Source organism: Candidatus Defluviilinea gracilis, from assembly GCA_016716235.1.
GTDB classification, from domain to species: domain Bacteria; phylum Chloroflexota; class Anaerolineae; order Anaerolineales; family Villigracilaceae; genus Defluviilinea; species Defluviilinea gracilis.
This window is the reverse complement of the sequence record JADJWS010000001.1, coordinates 2,117,574-2,136,068: the sequence shown is the minus strand read 5'-3', so window position 1 is coordinate 2,136,068 and position 18,495 is coordinate 2,117,574. Positions and strand designations below refer to the sequence as shown.

The 18,495-nt window shown below is 55.8% G+C and carries 12 protein-coding genes and 1 tRNA gene; 7 read left to right on the top strand and 6 right to left on the bottom strand.

Going from position 1 to position 18,495, the window contains the following annotated elements; genetic code table 11:
• Window positions 1–92: 92 nt before the first annotated feature.
• From IPM31_10040 to IPM31_10030, 3 genes are all read right to left on the bottom strand, one after another.
• On the bottom strand, window positions 93–2,975 hold the full coding sequence (locus IPM31_10040) for a PQQ-dependent sugar dehydrogenase (protein ID MBK9007318.1): 2,883 nt from the start codon (window positions 2,973–2,975) through the stop codon (window positions 93–95).
• Window positions 2,976–3,043: 68 nt separating this feature from the next.
• On the bottom strand, window positions 3,044–3,688 hold the full coding sequence (locus IPM31_10035) for a hypothetical protein (protein MBK9007317.1): 645 nt from the start codon (window positions 3,686–3,688) through the stop codon (window positions 3,044–3,046).
• Between the two features lie 53 nt (window positions 3,689–3,741).
• The gene (locus IPM31_10030; GenBank protein MBK9007316.1) at window positions 3,742–5,259 is read right to left on the bottom strand and encodes a hypothetical protein; all 1,518 of its coding nucleotides are present in this window, start codon (window positions 5,257–5,259) and stop codon (window positions 3,742–3,744) included.
• Between the two features lie 288 nt (window positions 5,260–5,547).
• On the opposite strand from IPM31_10030, the gene IPM31_10025 reads away from it, so the two are divergent.
• Window positions 5,548–6,747, top strand: a complete 1,200-nt coding sequence (locus IPM31_10025; protein MBK9007315.1) for a sulfotransferase — start codon at window positions 5,548–5,550, stop codon at window positions 6,745–6,747.
• Between the two features lie 32 nt (window positions 6,748–6,779).
• Here IPM31_10025 and lgt read toward each other — a convergent pair whose 3' ends face one another.
• Window positions 6,780–7,865 (bottom strand): prolipoprotein diacylglyceryl transferase, encoded by a 1,086-nt coding sequence (lgt, locus tag IPM31_10020; GenBank protein MBK9007314.1) that lies wholly within the window; start codon window positions 7,863–7,865, stop codon window positions 6,780–6,782.
• An 87-nt stretch (window positions 7,866–7,952) separates the two neighbouring features.
• Here lgt and IPM31_10015 point away from each other — a divergent pair, with 87 nt between their 5' ends.
• The 5 genes from IPM31_10015 to IPM31_09995 all read left to right on the top strand — a co-directional run bounded on the left by IPM31_10015 (window position 7,953) and on the right by IPM31_09995 (window position 11,971).
• The gene (locus IPM31_10015) at window positions 7,953–8,408 is read left to right on the top strand and encodes an SRPBCC family protein (protein MBK9007313.1); all 456 of its coding nucleotides are present in this window, start codon (window positions 7,953–7,955) and stop codon (window positions 8,406–8,408) included.
• Between the two features lie 244 nt (window positions 8,409–8,652).
• The gene (gene rho, locus IPM31_10010; protein ID MBK9007312.1) at window positions 8,653–9,930 is read left to right on the top strand and encodes a transcription termination factor Rho; all 1,278 of its coding nucleotides are present in this window, start codon (window positions 8,653–8,655) and stop codon (window positions 9,928–9,930) included.
• 18 nt (window positions 9,931–9,948) lie between these two features.
• Complete coding sequence (locus tag IPM31_10005) at window positions 9,949–11,013, top strand: peptidoglycan DD-metalloendopeptidase family protein (GenBank protein ID MBK9007311.1); 1,065 nt, start codon at window positions 9,949–9,951, stop codon at window positions 11,011–11,013.
• Window positions 11,014–11,057: 44 nt separating this feature from the next.
• Window positions 11,058–11,822: a biotin--[acetyl-CoA-carboxylase] ligase gene (locus tag IPM31_10000; protein ID MBK9007310.1), complete on the top strand. Its 765-nt coding sequence runs from the start codon at window positions 11,058–11,060 to the stop codon at window positions 11,820–11,822.
• A 2-nt stretch (window positions 11,823–11,824) separates the two neighbouring features.
• Window positions 11,825–11,971: a hypothetical protein gene (locus IPM31_09995; GenBank protein MBK9007309.1), complete on the top strand. Its 147-nt coding sequence runs from the start codon at window positions 11,825–11,827 to the stop codon at window positions 11,969–11,971.
• Between the two features lie 323 nt (window positions 11,972–12,294).
• Here IPM31_09995 and gyrA read toward each other — a convergent pair whose 3' ends face one another.
• On the bottom strand, window positions 12,295–14,814 hold the full coding sequence (gyrA, locus tag IPM31_09990; protein MBK9007308.1) for a DNA gyrase subunit A: 2,520 nt from the start codon (window positions 14,812–14,814) through the stop codon (window positions 12,295–12,297).
• Window positions 14,815–15,045: 231 nt separating this feature from the next.
• Window positions 15,046–15,129, bottom strand: a tRNA-Leu gene (locus IPM31_09985).
• 892 nt (window positions 15,130–16,021) lie between these two features.
• Between IPM31_09985 and IPM31_09980 the strand changes: the two genes are divergently transcribed.
• A complete protein-coding gene (locus tag IPM31_09980; GenBank protein MBK9007307.1) occupies window positions 16,022–18,442 on the top strand; it encodes a sortase in 2,421 nt (806 codons plus the stop codon).
• The last annotated feature ends 53 nt before the right edge of the window (window positions 18,443–18,495 follow it).

Genomic DNA, 18,495 nt, shown 5'->3' with positions numbered 1-18,495 from the left:
GTATTCCATTTTGACGAAAGACTGCGAATCAAAAACCCCTTCGGGCTGGTTCGCCTTCGGGGGCTTTGGTCTACTCGTTCAATTTTCGCGCGTCATTCCCACAGGATCGGACCGGTCTTGCGGTAGTTCTTCGCCAGCAATTCCAAATCCAGAATATTGATGATGCCATCGCTGTTCAAGTCTGCGCCGGGCGGTTCGGAGGTTCCGTAACCGAAACCAATGGTCATCGCGTCGAATTGGTCAATGGAACCGTCATCATCAATATCGCCAGCCAGCAAGGCAATGGCTGGCATGGCATGGGTTTCTCCACCAGAAAGTGTAATCGTCCCTTGAATGCGGAGAAATCCGTTGGCAGTGGCGACGATGGTGTACGTTCCCGCCGCAACGTCAAGCCTGAACGTGCCATCGGGGTTCGCATTGACCGATGAGACAAAAGTGTCATTTGTGTCATACAATCGCACAGTGACAACTTTTGAGGCGATCACTTGTCCAGTGACTGCCGCGCCGGAAATTGCCGTAGCAGTAGGCAATGGCGTGAACGTTTGGATGGGAATATCTGTAACAGTCGGCGTTGGAGTGGCGCCGGGAACGGATGTAAATGTTGGAATAGGCGTGGGCGACTCGAACGGGGTTGGGGTGAAAGTTGCCGTTGGAACTTGCGCATTCGGACCGATGATCTTCTGCACTGAGCCACTCGAATAATCGGTGAGATACAGTTCGCCCGCTTCATCTTCGCCGAACGAGGAGATGAAAAACGAGGTATCCGTGATGAGGTCGGAATCCCAAACGCCGGGAGATTGTTGCAGGAGCCCCCAAATTTCTCCACTGCAATAATCGCCGTAGAAATAGATGCCAGTCATCGGCGCAGACTGCGAACCGCGATAGACGTATCCGCCGGTCACCGAGCAGGTGACTCCCGTGTTGTCATATTCAGTGACGGGAAAAACTTTTCCGCTGGTGTCGCATCCGCTGGAGGGGTTGAAGCAGAGACTGCCTTCCATGACCCGCCAGCCATAATTCAGTCCGCCAGATGATGAAGAGGATTCAAAGTCAATTTCTTCGCGGCTCCCCTGCCCCACGTCGCCAATGTACAGATCGCTCGTGCCTCGATCAAAGGAAAAACGCCAGGGGTTGCGAAAGCCATAATCCCAAATTTCGCCGCGCGCGCCTGAGACGCCAACGAACGGATTGTCCGAGGGGATCGAATACGGACTGCCGGAGTTCACATCCAAGCGCAGTATTTTCCCCAAGAGCGCATTCGTATTCTGCGCATTGTTGGGAACATCTCCCCCGCCGCCGCCATCGCCCGTTGACCAGTAGAGGTAACCGTCACTGCCGAAGGCAAGCATCCCGCCGTTGTGATTCGCGTTGCCCGGATGCGGAATCGTCAACACGGTCACCGCGCTGGCAGGGTTCGCCACATTCGGGTCTGATGAAACCGAATACTTTGCAAGAACGAGATTGCCAGACGTATCGGTGTATGCGACAAAAAATAATCCGTTGGATTCGTAATTGGGATGAAAGGCGAGTCCCAGCAAACCTTCTTCACTTCCCGATGAACCCACGATCGAGGTGAGATCTAAAAAAGGAGTTGGAAGAAGACTGCCTGTGTTGCTGATCACTCGAACGCGCCCAACTCGTTCCAGAACAAACAAACGCCCGGAACCATCGCCCGCATTCGTGACCAAGACCGGTTGAGATAAACCGGTGACAACTGGAACGAAAGACAGCGAAGGGACCAAGTCACCGGGACCAAGTGGGGTGGAGACAATCGTCGGGGTGGCGGAGGGATTGGTCGAGGTGGGGATCAATGTTGAAGTGGGCGAGGCAGGCACAGGCGTCGAAGTGACCGGCGGCGTCGGTGTGGATGATCCAAGAACCGTGATACTTGTCCCAACATAGGGGATGCTCGTCAACGCGCCGTTGCCTTGCGAGATGCGCGCGGTGCAATCAATGGCGGTCAATCCCGCTTGCAGACCTTTCACAGTGAAAGTGAAGACCGTGCCGCTTGTGGTCGCTCTGTTGCCCTTCTTGCCCGCGATGGCGGCGATGAAACTTCCGTCTTGCGGACCGAAGATCGTCGTTGCGGCATCGGCGCCGAAGAGATTCGTAAAGGTGATGTTGCTCGCTTCAAGAAGACTCGCGTTGTAAGTGCAAGTGATCTCCGCGCTGGTGTAGCCCTCCGCAGGCACGTTGTTCAAATTGACAGTGACAAGCGCGGTGTCGCCCACAGCCACATTCGGCGCGCTGACTGTCGTCGAAATGTACGGGCCCGATAGCGCGGTGCTGGTCGCCGTTGGAATCAATGTTGGAGTTGATGGTGTGGCGGTTATCGGCGTTGGCGTGGTGGATGTTTCCATCACATTCAAGAGGGGCGCGAATAAACCAACGCTGTTGCCGTTCTTGACAAAGGTTGTCGTTTTGAACAGCGAGTTATATTTGAACTCCCAACCCGCGAACGTCGCGCCGACCATGTTGGGGCGTAGTGAAAAATGCAAATGCGGCGTATCCTGATCTTCACTGCCGAGGCACACGGGCTGTTGAGCCGAAGCGTTCGCGATCACTGCCAAGCGTTGATTGCGCGTCACCGCGTTGCCCAACTTCACTTGAAAATTTGCGAGGTGTTGGTATTCGCTTGTCCAGCCGCCGCTGTGCGCAATGATCAAATGGCATTTGGAAATCGCCACCACCGTGCCATCGGCAACAGCGGTCACCCAGGCATTGGATGTGTTCTCGCCTTTTTTCATGTTTGTGTGCGGCGCAAAATCAACCGCTCCGCCGTTGGCAGGGTTGTGCGCGCTGGTCGCGTGACGCCCAAACCCATCATACGCAACCCACGCCTTGCCCAACTCCCACGGCAGTTGGAACATGTCCACTGGCGGGAACGGCGGCGCGGCGCGAACAGGCTGACCCTGCGAGAGAAGCGAGGTCATGAACATGATCAAAAACATGGCGCGAAGAATCGTATTGGACATTGCTCCTCGCATCTTTCCACGGGGCGGCTTGATTCGCTTTTCAGTCAGCCGAGTCGGCAACCCCGATCTCATGATGGTTTTCGCAAGACGCGGTACACGCCGAACAATCCCACCGCGATCAGAATCGCAATGACGGCTACGATGCACCCGATCGACGTTCCGCCTTCGGGTTCCGGCGGCTCGAGCGCCAGCATCGAACCGCTGTCCTGCGGAGCGACTTGCGTTACGACTTCTTTGTCGATGAATAAGGAGACATTCCGCTCACCGACGAGAACGCTCAACAACGGCGCGGCAAACCCCTCGGCATTGCGTATTGCCAGGGCGGCGCTTTCCAGATACAGGCTGGTGTCGCACCCTTGCAAGGCGGTGAATCTCACTTCTGCCAGCGCGCCGTTAATCGTTTGAGGGGTAGTGCTGGCGTACGAGCCATCCACCAAACCGGTGAGCTGCGGAAGTTGCAAACCGTTCATTCCCGCGATCGGGCTAGAGGCATTGACCGGACGCAGACATTCCGGATCGTAGCGGATCTGGAAGGTGAATCCCTGAACGGGCGTGGCAGAGGAGGCGTTGACCGTGACGAGAACGGTCTCGCCTGTTTTGTACGATGTGTTGACAGCGCTCAGCCAGATGGTCTCGGCGCCTTGGGCATAGGCGGCGCGAATGCCGATCAGCGCGATAAGGAGCGCCAATAGGATAGGAATAATTCGTTTCACTACATACTCCAAATTCCGGGCGCGCGTACGCGCGCCCGGAATTTATCATCCGATTATTCCCACGCTGTGGGTCCGGTGTCGCGGTAGTTTTGCGCCAGGAGTTCCAGGTCTAGCACATTGATCGTGCCGTCGTTGTTCAAGTCGGCGGCGGCAGGAGAGGCAGTGTTGTAGCTCATGCCGATGGTCAATGCGTCGAATTGATCGATTACGTTGTTACCGTCAATGTCGCCAGCCAGCAGTGTGATGGTCGGCTTCGTGGTCGTGTTCCCCGGCAGGATGTTGGCAGAACCTTGCGCGGAGAGGTAGCCGCTTGCCGTGGCAATCACTATGTAATTGCCCGCCGGCGCGACGAGGCTAAACGTCCCATCGGGATTGGCGTTGACCGAAGTAATCGCCACGTTGCCGGAGAACAGCGTCACAATCACCTGCTTACCCGCAATGACTTGTCCCGCGAGCGTGCCATCCGGGGCAGATGTGGGAGTGGGCGAACTTTCGGGAGTGAAGGTGAAAGTGGGTGTCGGCGATTCAGCCGGGGTGGAGGAAGCCGTGGGCGTGGCAGATTCAGCCGGGGTGGAGGTGAACGTCGGTGTGGCGGTTTCGCCGGGCTGGGAAGTCGGTGTGGCGGTTTCGCCGGGCTGGGATGTTGGCGTGGCGGTCTCGCCGGGCTGGGAAGTCGGTGTGGCGGTCTCGCCGGGTTGTGACGTTGCAGTTGGGGTGTCACCCGGCGCCGGCGTAGAGGTTGCGGTGGGTCCGCTTCCATTGACGGTGAGATTCATGCCAGTGGACGGGAGGGAGGTCAGCGTGTTATTCCCTTGCGAGACGCGCGCGGCACACTCAATGGAAGTCTCGCCCGCTTGCAACGCGGTTACGTTGAAACTAAAGACTGCTCCGCTGGCGGTCGCTTTGTTGCCGTTACTCCCTGCAATTGCCACAATGAGCGCGCCGGGCTGAGGCGTGTTAATGGCGACCGCAGGATCGGCCCCAAAGAAATTAGTGACGACCGGAGTTCCCACGCTGACGAGGCTGGCATCAAAGGTACACGTAAACTCCGCGCTGGTATATCCCTCTGGGGGAACATTATTCAAATTTACGGTGACCACGGCAACTTCACCCACGTTCACACTCGTAGGCGCAACCACCGTGGAAACGGACGGACCGGTACTCACCACATCCCGCAGGGTCATGAAGTAAAACCCGGCGCCTGAATCTGGCTGGACCTGCACGTAGAACGTGCCCGCCGATTGGGAGGTGATGAACGAGCCTGTGCCGCGTGTGACTTCAACGCCGTTCGCATCCTGCAAGATAAGCAGGGGCACAAGGTCTCCAGCCGCCGTGTTGGCTTTCACCTCGAAGGTGTGCGCTTCGGTCAGTTCGAGCCGCCATTTTTCATGGATGGCAGACGATACGAACCCGATGAAGGTGGCGTCCCAGATATTCAGGTTGCGGTTGATGACAATGGGATCCTGAGGCACAGAGGCAGGCGAACTGGCAGAGACAACCTGCCCGCTTCCAAATGTGCTGAACAACAGCGCGATCAAAACAAAGACTTGAAACCGACGTTTTAAATTCATGATTTTTACTCCTCTTCTTAAACGTGACATATCAATACAATGAATATGTTCTGCTTCCATTGTATGACCGAGGTTACGAATCACGCGTTGCAGTAAAGTTGCCGCGAAGTTGCAAAACGATTGCGCACTGTGGAGGACTTTTGGGTGAGGCGTGAATGGATTGCATCCGTTGAATCGATGTGCATTACCTTAAATCCTGATAGAATGGGGAGGAGAAAGCCCTTCGCGGGCTTTTTTGATGTCAACATGCGCCGTCGACTTAAGTCGGCGCTATTCAAGGATGCCTTCATGCACTACAACCTCCGCCTATTCTGGCGCACATTCTATCGTTCGTTCTTTGCTTCCAAAAATACGCCCGCCCCGCTCAATAACAAACGGATCATCTTCCTGACCCTGTTTTATCTGGTCTGGCCCCTCGGGTCGCTCTTCATCTGGCTCTGCTTCTGGCTCGATGACATCTTCTTCCCCGGCTACAAAACGCATCCGATCGAGAAGCCCCTTTTCATCATCGGCAATATGCGCAGCGGCTCTACCTTTTTGCACCGCCTGCTCTCGCGCGATACAGCCACATTCACCAGCCTCACCACATGGGATATTTACCTGACGCCGTCGGTCACACAGAAGAAGTTTACCCAGTTTGTTTCGAGGCTCGATAAAAAATTCGGCGGGTACCTCCACCGCGCGCTCTATGCGTTCGACCGCCGCACTCTGGGTCAGATCAAGATCCATCCCATTTCGTTCTTCCAGCCTGAAGAGGATGAAAACGTGTTGATGCATGCCTGGGATTCGCTGTGGGTTACTTTCCTCTTTCCCTTCATGGATGAGTTTCCCAACTACCAACACTTCGACGAAGCCCTGTCGCCCGAGCGCAAACGAAAGATCATGGCATTCTATAAATCCATGCTGCAACGACACATGTACGCCACCGGTAAAAAATACTACGTGGCAAAGGCTCCCGCATTCAGCGCCAAGATCGAAACGCTGATCGAGTTCTTCCCCGACGCGCGCATCATCTACCTCGCCCGCAACCCGCTCGACATGCTCCCCTCCACAGTGTCTTGGATCAACTACTCGCGCGGCGTATTCACCGGTGGATTCACAAAATATCAATATCTGGATGAAATCACCGACCTGACCCAACACTGGTATCGCTATCCGCTCCAATACCTCGACGCGCATCCCTCCCCCAGATATCTGATCCTCAATTACGACGGTCTGATTCAACGCCCCGAGCAGGTCATCCGCGGATTTTACGAACAATTTGGCTACCCCGATAAACCGGGGCTGGACAAGATCGTGGACGAAGCGGTAAAAGACACGCTCGCCCACCGCAGTGACCACACCTACTCCTACGAGGAGATGGGCTTCACTCGAGAGAAGATCGTCGAAATGTACGCGGACATCTTCGAACGTTTCGGCTTCGACAAGCGCGAAGAAGAAACGTCTATTCGGCGCTCGCAGGTTGTGACAGTCACATCGATCGAATAAAATCAGGTCAGGCGTTTGCCTGACCTGATTTTTTACTTCTCCTTGCGGGTCGTCTTTGGCTTACGAGGCGGAGTTTCTGCTTTCGACTTTTTTCGGCTGACACTTTTAACTTTTACGGTTTCACGTTCCATGGCCGGTAGCGCAGTAATCGCGCCAGCCGCCATCGCTTCCGCGCCTTGACCATCGACCTGATACTCCTCCTCCCAGTTTTCGGCGCCGGGGAAATTAATGGCGTTATAACGGATCATCAACAGAATCGCCCCGGCAACCGCCATCAGCGCGGCGACCACCATCGAATAGCTGATGCCCGTCTCTCCAATCTTCGGCTGGTCTGGGCGGAAAAGTTCGATCCACGCGCGACCGATGCCGGCGAGCAGGAGCCAGCCGGCGAACATTGTTCCGGGCTTGAGTCCCTTTTCATAGCGGCGAGACAGCCATAACAGGAATCCCGCCGCGGCAAAGTTCCAGAGCATTTCGTAGGCAAACGTTGGGTGGAAGCGGGTAGTCTCCAGATAATTGATCACCGCGTCGATCGGTTGATCGCGCATTTCAATCGGGGTCTGATAGGAATATTGGGTTGAGATCTTCAGCCCCCACGGAAGCGTGGTGGCAGGACCATAAAGCTCCTGGTTGACGAAATTGCCGAGCCGCCCAATGCCCTGCCCGATCAACATGGCGGGACCGATCGAATCCAACACCAGCCAACGGTCAACGTTGTATCTGCGCAACAGCCAAAATAATGCGATCGCGCCAAAAAGAAAACCGCCAAAGATATGCAAACCGCCATTCCAAACCCGAAGGATCTCGGAAGGGTTATCCATGTAGATTCGGTTACCGCCAATCGTGGCATTCATTACATACCACAGCCGCGCGCCCACGATACCGACCGGCAACACGCCCAGCGGCAAGCCGAACTGGAAAGCGCCAAACGGAAACTTCATCTTGGGTCCAATATCGACCCAACCTACCAGCACATCCCAGATCACATCGCCATTGCCGCCGCGCCGGATCAATTCCCGCTCGGCAATTAGCGCTCCGACGATCACGCCCGCCATCACGATCACGCCGTACCAATGCAGGGAAAAATTACCAATCGAAAAAATAATAGGGTTAATCATTCATACCTCAAACGCTGATTTTTTGAAATTATAACATTGCAATCCTTCGCCACTTGTCAACCGCGCAATCAGGGTTAGAATTGGGTGATGCGCTCTTTTGAACTCAATATTTTCATCAACCGTCCGCGGGACGAGGTGTTCGACCAACTTGCCGAACCGATCAACATGATCGGGCTTCGTCCGCGGCTGACGACGATCGATGTGCTCAAGGAACAGAAAGATACGGCGGGCGTGGTATTACGCCCATTCTACACAGTGGAGACCTATCGCTGGGCTGGGCTACCCATCTTCCGGAGCCGCATCTATCTCGTCATTCACCTGACCCACCCGAAACGAGCGCTAACGATTCGCTTGTATGGCAAATTTGGAACCCGTATCGCCTTCCATTACGAATTCCATGAGGTGGAAAACGGCAAAACACACCTGGTGCAAAGGGTTCAATTCGAGAAGGTGAACAGACTGGTCGAAAACCTTGTCTACAATGAGGCAAATCACAGCCAGCGCGCCTTGCTCACAAACTTGAAAGTTCGCCTCGAAAAGTAGTCAACCGCTTGCCTTGCAAAATCTACCGTGCTATAATCGCGGCACATCCCCAGTTACTTTACAGCCTACCAATGTGTCATCAGAATGCTTGGTTATTCAACCTGCGCGGGTGACACGCCCGGCAACATCTTGATAGAAAATCCAAATTCACCTACAAACTAAGGGAGTCTCCCGATCCAGCGCCGAACTTCGGCGCGTTTGGGGCGTTCCCTACGAACAATAATCCCACCTAGAGAAAAGAAACATGAAGATACTTGAATTAGAAAACGAACCCCTCTCAAAACTACGAGCGTTGGGAAAATCGCTGAATATTCCCAATTCGAATCGCCTCAAGAAAGAGACGCTCGCCATGATGATCCGCGAGGCGGAGGCGCAAAAAGAAGGTATCGAACTGCGCGGCGGCATCCTTGAGATCATGAGCGAAGGCATCGGTTTCCTGCGAGCCACGAATTACCGCATTAGCGACCAGGATGTGTACGTCTCGCAGGCGCAGTTAAGGCGGCACGACCTCCGGGCTGGCGATCTCGTCATTGGGCAGGTGCGCCCGCCGCGTGAAAGTGAACGGCATTTTGGTTTACTCAAGGTGGAATCTATCAACGGGCTCGATCCTGAAGAAGCCTCCCGAAGACCTGCGTTCGAAAACCTCACCCCAATCTTCCCGGACAAACGTTTTGACCTCGAGACCGATCACGACACGCTCGCCCCTCGGCTGATCAACCTGATCGCCCCCATCGGGCGTGGTCAACGCGGTCTGATCGTATCTCCTCCCAAGGCGGGGAAAACAACCATCCTCAAACAGCTCGCGAATTCGATCTCAACAAAATATCCCGATGTGCATTTGATCGTCGCCCTCATTGGCGAACGTCCCGAAGAAGTGACCGATATGGATCGGTCGGTGGATGCCGAAGTGGTCGCCTCCACCTTCGACGAGCCGGTCACCTCTCACGTGCGCACGGCGGAACTTGCCTTAGAGCGCGCTAAGCGCCTCGTGGAGATCGGTCGCCACGTGGTAATCTTAATGGACTCGATCACCCGCCTCGCCCGCGCGTACAACCTGGTCGTCAACCCCAGCGGGCGCACCCTCTCCGGCGGTATGGATCCTTCGGCGTTGTACCCGCCCAAGCGGTTTTTCGGCGCGGCGCGCAATATCGAGGAAGGCGGTTCGTTGACCATCATCGCAACTTGTTTGGTAGACACCGGCTCACGCCTCGACGACGTAGTCTACGAAGAATTCAAAGGCACCGGCAACATGGAATTGCACCTCTCGCGCAAACTCCAGGAACGGCGCATCTTCCCCGCTGTGGATATCGAACGCTCCTCCACGCGTCGCGAGGACCTGTTGCTGGGTCCCGATATCCTCCAACGGGTCTGGCTCATGCGGCGTATGTACATCCAGATGACTTCGCCCCAGCCGCAAGGCGCCGGCATGGATCAATCTGTCGCCACCGAAGCGATCGTCACTCGTTTGGATAGGGCGCGCAACAATCAGGAATTCCTCGAAAACCTCGGCAGGGATTCGTAACGATACACAGACTCAGAAATGTCGAAAGCGATTTCGTTTCTCAAAGAGAATAAATTCTCCATCGTCAGTTGGGGCGTGACACTCGCCCTGGCGGCCGGGATGATCTTCGGCGCGCTGGCGTGGAAACAGGCTCACACTCCGCAAAGGCTGGTTGCTCCCGCAGCGACAATGGCTCCACAGGAGAAACCGGCCAAGGTGGCGATGCCAGCCTTACTTGGGTCCGATCCGTTTGCGTCCATTTCCAGAGATATCCAACTGAAGACAAACATCCCCGCAGATAAACCTCGGTATAAGCCGGTGGAATATCGCGTGTCGCGCGGCGATTCGATCTTTGCCATTTCCAAATCGTATAATGTGGAACCAGAGACCGTGTTATGGGCAAATTACGATGTGTTGCAGGACGATCCGCACAGCCTGAAACCGGGGCAGGTTTTGAGCATTCCCCCCACGAATGGAATTTATTATCAGTGGAAGGCGAACGATACCTTGCAATCGGTTGCCGCCGAATTCGACGCGAACCTCGACGATATCATCAATTATCCGGGCAACAATATCGACCTGACCGATCCCAAGGTTGACTCTGGTTCGTGGGTGATGGTGCCCGGCGGATCGCGTGAATTCGTGCAATGGCTTGTGCCGACGGTAGGCACCGGCAATTCGGGGACGGGTAGTTCCCCGACCAGCCAAAGCGCCTGCCCCGGCGGCGCAGTTGGCAGTGGCGGCTTTATGTGGCCCGCCGACGCCCATTCGCTCTCCGGCAATGATTATTGGAGCGGGCATCTCGGCCTTGATATTGCGGCTGGCGAGGGCGCGCCGGTCTACGCGGCAGACAGCGGCGTGGTCACCATGGCTCAAGGCGGGTATAACTACGGTTACGGCAATGTGATTCAGATCGATCACGGCAACGGATATTCGACCGTGTACGCCCACTTAAGCACCATTGGCGTATCGCCCTGCCAAAGCGTGAGCGCGGGTCAATGGATCGGCGCGGCGGGCAACACGGGCAATTCACAAGGCGCGCACTTGCACTTTGAAGTGCGTCAGGGCGGCGGTTCGATCAGTCCGTGGTTTGTGCTTCCCTAGAGTATTCGATGAACCAAGCCTCGCTTCACTCTCTTCTTTCAACTATGGGGCTCGGGGAAATCAAGTATTTCAGTTCCATCGGTTCGACGAACGATGAGGCGCTGGCGTGGGCAAACAAAGGCGCGCCAGACTTTTCCGTTGTGATCTCAGACGAACAAACGATGGGACGCGGCAGGATGGACCGTCCGTGGTTCACGCCTGCTGGCACGGCTCTCGCATTCAGCTTAATTCTGCGCCCAACGGCCGCTGAAAGACCCTTTCTTTCAAGGTTTGTCGGGTTAGCCGCCCTCTCCATTTGCAAACCGCTTCAAAACTTTGGTTTGAATCCCCAGATCAAATGGCCCAATGATATTTTGTTGAACAACCGCAAGATTGCGGGTGTGTTGATCGAACTGGTGTGGGCTGGGGACGATATACAATGCGTGGTGATCGGCATCGGGTTGAATGTTCTCAAACGGGCGGTTCCCGATACCGATGTGTTGCGCTTTCCCGGTACCAGTCTCGAAAACGCGTTGGAGCGCGAAGTGGAGCGCGAAGAAGTTTTGCGCGATATTCTTGCCGCTTTCGTATCCCTGCGTCCCGAATTAGGCTCGGATGATTTGATGAATCAATGGGGAACGGCGCTCGCCTTTCGAGGCAAGCAGGTGCGTGTGGAAATGGGCGCCGGTAAATCCGTGGTCGGGCGCCTCGAAGGGATTCTTTCCGATGGCAGTCTGCGAGTGCGCGATGACAATAACAAATCCGTGACAGTACAATTTGGCGATGTGAGCCTGCGCCCGTTCACGGGTATACTTATTCATAACAGGTAACCATGTTCGATAATTTACGCGAATCAGCATCCGACTCCCCGTTCTACGAGGAGGAAACCAACGATCTGTATAGAGAACCGGCATCCAAGCCCATGGATTCGATTGCCGCGCCAGCCCCCGCAAGCGCGGGTCGCGATTCCTGGGAATGAATGGCGCCCAGCGTTTTTTTCTTTCCATGATGCTATTCTTCATCGTTTGCCTGTTGGGCACACTGGCGATGTTGCTCCTCGGCAAGATGGCTGTGTTGTAGCCTGTAAGAGTTTATACAAAAATCCCGGGATGATCTCCCGGGATTTTTTATTCGTTCGTTCCTCTTAAAGCGCGTTTCTTAGAGGCATGGAAAAAAGAGCCTCAGTCTCAGGGAACACCGAGTTCGCAGAGACTTTGAAAGAGTTTTTTCAGCGTTCTCTGCGCGCTCTCCCGAAGGACATCGGGACGATGCGTGGCAAAGAAAGAGTTATGAAACATGCTCTTACATCAACGGCTGTTGAGGGTCAGGCTTTTCCTCTTCCATCATTGCCGCGCCCGCCTTTTTCATATCCTCGGCAGAGATGCGCGCCACCGACGCCACATAATCTCCCTCTTGCGGCTTGATGAGATGCACGCCTTTGGTGGCGCGTCCGGCTGTCTTCACCGTTTTGTTCTTGATGCGGATCGTCTGCCCGTTGGCGGTCATGATCGTGAGATCGTCGTCTTGTTGAACGACGCGCGCCGAGACGATCTTGCCGATCTCCTTCAATGCTTTATTGTCGATCGTGGCGATGCCGCCGGTGGCGCGTCCCTTGGATGAATATTCTTTCAAGGGAGTCTGCTTGCCAAACCCGCCGCTGGTGACAACTAAAAGCGAACCATCTTTCTCGACCACATCCATACTGGTGACCGCGTCATCTTTCTTGAGTTTGATTGCCGTCACGCCCGCGGCTTGCCTCCCCATCGAGCGGATCTTGGATTCGTTGTAGCGAAGCGCCTGTCCATTTTCAGTGACGAAGATGAGATCGTCCTTGCCGCTGGTGACGCGCGCCCAGCCGAGGTGGTCGCCGTCTTCTAAATTGAGGGCGATCAAGCCGGAAGGTCGGACCGACGCGAATTCTTCCATGACAACGCGTTTGGTTTTGCCGCGCGCCGTCGCCAGGATGCAAAAGCCATGCGCCGAAAAATCCGAGACGGCGATGGCGGCGGTGATACGCTCATCGCCGTTCAACGCCAGCACGTTGACCAGCGGAATGCCTTTTGCGGTTCGATCCGCGTCGGGGATTTGATAGACCTTCTCGCTGTACACTTTCCCTTTGTCGGAGAAGAACAACATCGTGTCGAGACTGCGCGCGGGGATGAGCGCGACAACTTCATCTTCTTCTTTCGTCTCAAAGCCTTTCACGCCGCGTCCGCCGCGACTCTGCGAACGGAACGCCGATGCCGCCACGCGCTTGATGTAGCCGCGTTCGGTGAGGCTGATCAGCACGGCTTCATCTTGCACAAGATCGGCTTCGCTGAGGGATTCTTTGGCTTCTGCCGCGATGCGCGTGCGGCGATCGTCGCCGTATTTTTCGGCGAGTTCGTTCAAATCTGTTTGGATGAGCGCGAGGATCTTTTTCGGGTGGGCAAGCAAATCTTCGAGGTAGGCGATCTGCTCGGCGACTTGTTTATGCTCCTCTTCGATCTTCCAGCGTTCGAGCGCGGCGAGGCGGCGCAACTGCATATCGAGGATCGCCTGCGATTGCAGGTCGCTTAACTTGAAGCGCTTCATCAGGTTTTGCTTGGCAACGTCGGCATCTTCCGATTCGCGGATGGTCTTGATGACCGCATCCAAATTGTTCAGCGCGATCAAGTACCCGTCGAGGATGTGTTGCCGCGCGCGCGCTTTCGCCAGGTCAAAGTTCGTGCGGCGGACGATGACCACCTGCCGATGCTCGATAAAAATTTGCAACGCGCGTTTGAGCGGAAGCGTGCGCGGCTCGCCATCCACAAGGGCTAACACTTGCGCGCCGAAGGTTGTTTGCAGTGAGGTGTATTTGTAAAGTTGGTTCAGCACCTTCTTGGGTTGGGCGCCGCGCTTCAATTCGATGACGATGCTCATGCCGCGTTGATCGGATTCGTCGCGCAGGTCGGAGATTTGGTCAATTTTGTCGTCGCGCACGAGTTCGGCGATGCGTTCGATCAATGTCGTCTTGTTGACTTGATATGGAATTTCCGTGATGATGATCTCGTGCCTGCCGCCCTTCCCCTCTTCGATGTGTGCCATACCGCGGACAACGATACGCCCCTTACCGGTCCCATACGTCGATTCGATCCCCTCGCGTCCGACGATGATACCGCCTGTTGGGAAGTCGGGTCCTTGCACGAACTTCATTAAATCTTCGACGGGAATGTCGTCCATCCTGTCGTGGTTATCGATCAGATAGTTGATGGCATCCACCAGTTCGCGCAGGTTGTGCGGCGGGATATTGGTCGCCATGCCGACCGCGATGCCCGAGGTCCCGTTGAGGAGCATGTTCGGAACCCGCGCGGGCAGAACAAGCGGCTCTTCGAGAGAATCGTCGAAGTTGGGACCGAAATCCACCGTGTCTTTATCGAGGTCCGCCAGCATTTCTTCCGCCAATTTTTGCAGGCGGGCTTCAGTGTAACGCATCGCCGCGGGCGCGTCGCCGTCAATGGAGCCGAAGTTGCCCTGCCCATCCACGAGTAGGTAGCGCATGGAGAAATCCTGCGCCATGCGAGCCATGGTTTCGTAGACCGCCGAGTCGCCGTGCGGATGGAATTTACCCAGCACCTCGCCCACGATACGAGCGGACTTTTTATAGGAGGTGTTCGAGCGGATTCCCAGTTCCTGCATGGCGTACAAAATACGCCGGTGGACGGGTTTCAGCCCGTCGCGGGCGTCGGGAAGCGCGCGCGCCACGATCACGCTCATGGCGTAATCGAGGTACGCCGAGCGCATCTGGGCGTCTATATCTACGTGTTCGATGTTTCCAGATTGGGTGGTTTCTTCTGCCATGTTTATCTCATAGGAAGGGATTTCGGCATAAAAAAGACACGAAGGACGAATTTCTGCGACTTCGCGTCTTAACTAATGAAAGGTCTGCCTGATTTTTCTCTGATTATACCACTGCCCCACCCCAACCCTCCCCAAATTCCGACTGAAGTTCGTCGGAATTTGGGGAGGGTGCCCGCAGGGCGGGAGGGGTAACAAAAAACCCGCCTCTCAGCGGATTTCAACCTGCTACAATGCCGAAGGAGGGATTTGAACCCTCAAGAGATTGCTCTCACCACGCCCTGAACGTGGCGCGTCTGCCAGTTCCGCCACTTCGGCTTACGTGCGGCTTGAATTTTATCTCAAAGGCGGGTTTTGTCAACGCGGGAGCGCACTGACAGACCTCCATGATTCAACAGGACTTACGCAGTTGAATTTGTTGCGCCGTAGTTGCACTGCGGCGGCGGTACAACTGCCCGCCAACTGCGTAACGCCTATTCAAAACTTCGACCAGTTGGAATCGTATGAATTTTGGAACATACTTTTAGCGCTCAACGTCAAGTCAATGTTCTTTGCGCGTTTGAAAAGCGACTCCATTACAGTACCGTTAGGGGATGGAACTTTCAAAATAAAAAGATGTTTAATCAGTCATCAGAGAAAGGAGTAGCCATGTTTATCGCCGCAGTCGCAATCTGTTTGCTCTTGTTCGCGGCTCTTGCCGCCGCAGACCTGCTCGTCTCGAACAGCAATTCAGACGAGTTGAGCAACATGGGTGTCGAAAAAAGACCATGATCGGCGACACCCACATTCCCTAGCCCGATGCGAAATCGAAAACGCATTGGGCTATTTTGTTTAATGGATCTCTTCCGCATGATCGTCCGCGCGGTGTTGGTTGAGGGTTTCAAGTTTCAGGCGTCGCCCTGAGCTTGTCGAAGGGTTTCAGGTTTCAGGCGTCGCCCTGAGCATGTCGAAGGGTTTCAGGTTTCAAGTTTCAAGTTTCAAGTTTCAAGTTTCAAGTTTCAGGCGTCGCCCTGAGCTTGTCGAAGGGTTTCAAGTTTCAAATAAAAGCGGAGATTGGGCAATCGCCCAACCTCCGCTTTTTCATTCCGTGAATCCGTGACAAAGTCCGCTTACCAGTTCATTTACGATTTTGTCATTCCCATTCCCCCGCCTCCCTGCTACAATGGCGCACATATTGCCGAGTAACACAGAATCGTCGGGAGGGCTTTTCATGCACGCTTTCAAAAAATTATTCTACGCATTTCTTTGCGCCAGTTTGTTGACTGCCGCGCTGGGGATACAACCCGCTTATGCCGCCAGCATCGTGGTGAACAGCGCCGCAGACACCGTCGCCAACGACGGCGCCTGCACTCTGCGCGAAGCCATCACCAACGCCAACGCGAACGATCAATCCGGCTCGACGGATTGTGCCGCAGGCTCCGGCGCGGACGCGATCACCTTCGCCGCGAACTACATCATCACGCTCGGCAGTCAACTGCCCGCCATCGCCACCAATATCACCATCAACGGCAACGGCGCGGCGAACACCATTATTGAGGCGAATGTCGCGCCCAACACCGCCACCTACCGCGTTCTGGAAGTGGCTGGCACAGGCAACCTGACGCTCGACGGCGTAACCATTCGGAATGGAAAGGATAGCGACGGCGGCGGGATTTACAACTCTGGAACTGCGACGATCAGCGCCAGCACGATCAGCGGAAATACGGCTGACAACGGCGGCGGCGGGATTTACAACTGGGGAACTGCGACGATCACCATCACCGCCAGCACGATCAGCGGAAATACGGCTGACGGCGGCGGCGGCGGGATTTACAACTGGGGAACTGCGACGATCACCATCACCGCCAGCACGATCAGCGGAAATACGGCTGACGGCGGCGGCGGCGGGATTTACAACCGGGGAACTGCGACCCTCACCGCCAGCACGATCAGCGGCAATACGGCTGACATAGGCGGCGGCGGGATTTACAACTGGGGAACTGCGACGATCACCATCACCGCCAGCACGATCAGCGGAAATACGGCTGACGGCGGCGGCGGCGGGATTTCCAACTATGGAACTGCGACGATCAGCGCCAGCACGATCAGCGGAAATACGGCTAACATGGGCAACGGTGGCGGGATTTCCAACTATGGAACTGCGACCCTCACCGCCAGCACGATCAGCGGCAATACGGCTGACAGCGGCGGCGGGATTTCCAACCGCGGACCCTTGAGCGTAACGAACAGCACGCTCGCGGGCAACTCCGCCACCAGCGCTGGCGGCGGAGCCCTGAGAAATGGCAACGCCAGCATAGCGACTTTGATCAACGTCACCATCTCGGGCAATGCCAGCACTTCACAAGCCGCCGTCTGGAACGAGAGCGGCACGCTCCACCTGACCAACACCCTCATCGCCAATTCCAGCGGTGTGACTGCTGTGGACTGCCTCAACAGTTCCGTACTCGGCACGAACGCGAACAATCTGATCGAAGATAACACCTGCTCCCCAGCCCTCAGCGGCGACCCCATGCTCGGCGCGCTGGCGAACAACGGCGGCTTCACGCAAACCTTCGCTCTGCAAACAGGCTCGCCCGCCATTGACGCAGGCACAAACGCGGGCTGTCCCGCCGACGATCAGCGCGGCGTATTACGCCCACGAAATGTGACTTGCGATATCGGCGCGTATGAATACTCGTCCGATGCTACTTTCCCAACCGTCATCACCACCAGCCTGGTCGCTTCTTATATCACCACAGGACCCAGCGCCTTCACCGTCACCTTCAGCGAAAACGTGGCAGATTACGCGGGCAATTCCAACCCCAACGATGTCACCAACCCCGTCAACTACCTGCTCGTCGAAAACGGCGCGGACAACGCCTTCAACACCGCCTCGTGCGCGGGCGGCTTGCTCGCCGACGATACGCAAGTCGCCGTCATCGGCGTGACGTATAACGCCGTCACGTTCACTTCCAACGTCACGCTCAGCGGCGCTCTGCCCGTCGGTGTCTATCGCCTGTTCGTCTGCGGCACCACCTCCATCGTGGATCCTTCGCTCAACGAACTCAACAACGGACTCTCCGATTACATCTTCAACTTCGTGGTCACAACCGCCTCAACTGCGAACGCTTCTTCCCTGCCTTCCACAGGCTTCGCCCCGAACCGTATCACCACGCTCCCCGTCCAGCCCGCCGAACTGGCATACCGCGCCATGGGCGATCTCTGGCTCGAGATCCCCGCGCTCAAGATCAAGTCGGTCATCGTCGGCGTGCCGCAAGCCAGCGATAAAACCTGGAACGTGGACTGGCTCGGCGCGAATGCGGGCTGGCTGAACGGCACCGCCTTCCCCACCTGGAACGGCAACTCCGTCCTGACGGCGCACGTCACCGACACGAACGGCTTGCCTGGTCCCTTCGCCGCCATCAAAAGCCTGACCTACGGCGACAAAGTCATCGTGCATCTGCTCGGTCAGCAATATATCTATGAAGTGCGCGACACGCGCCTCGCGCGCCCCACCTCGACGAGTTACGCGTTCAAGTCTCTGCAAGATCATTCCTATCTGACGCTGATCACCTGTCAGGACTACAACGCTTCGTCAGATAGCTATCTCTTCCGCATGATCGTCCGCGCGATATTGGTGGAAGTGAAGTAGGTTTCAGGTTTCAAGTTTCAAGTTTCAAGTTTCAGGCGTCGCCCTGAGCTTGT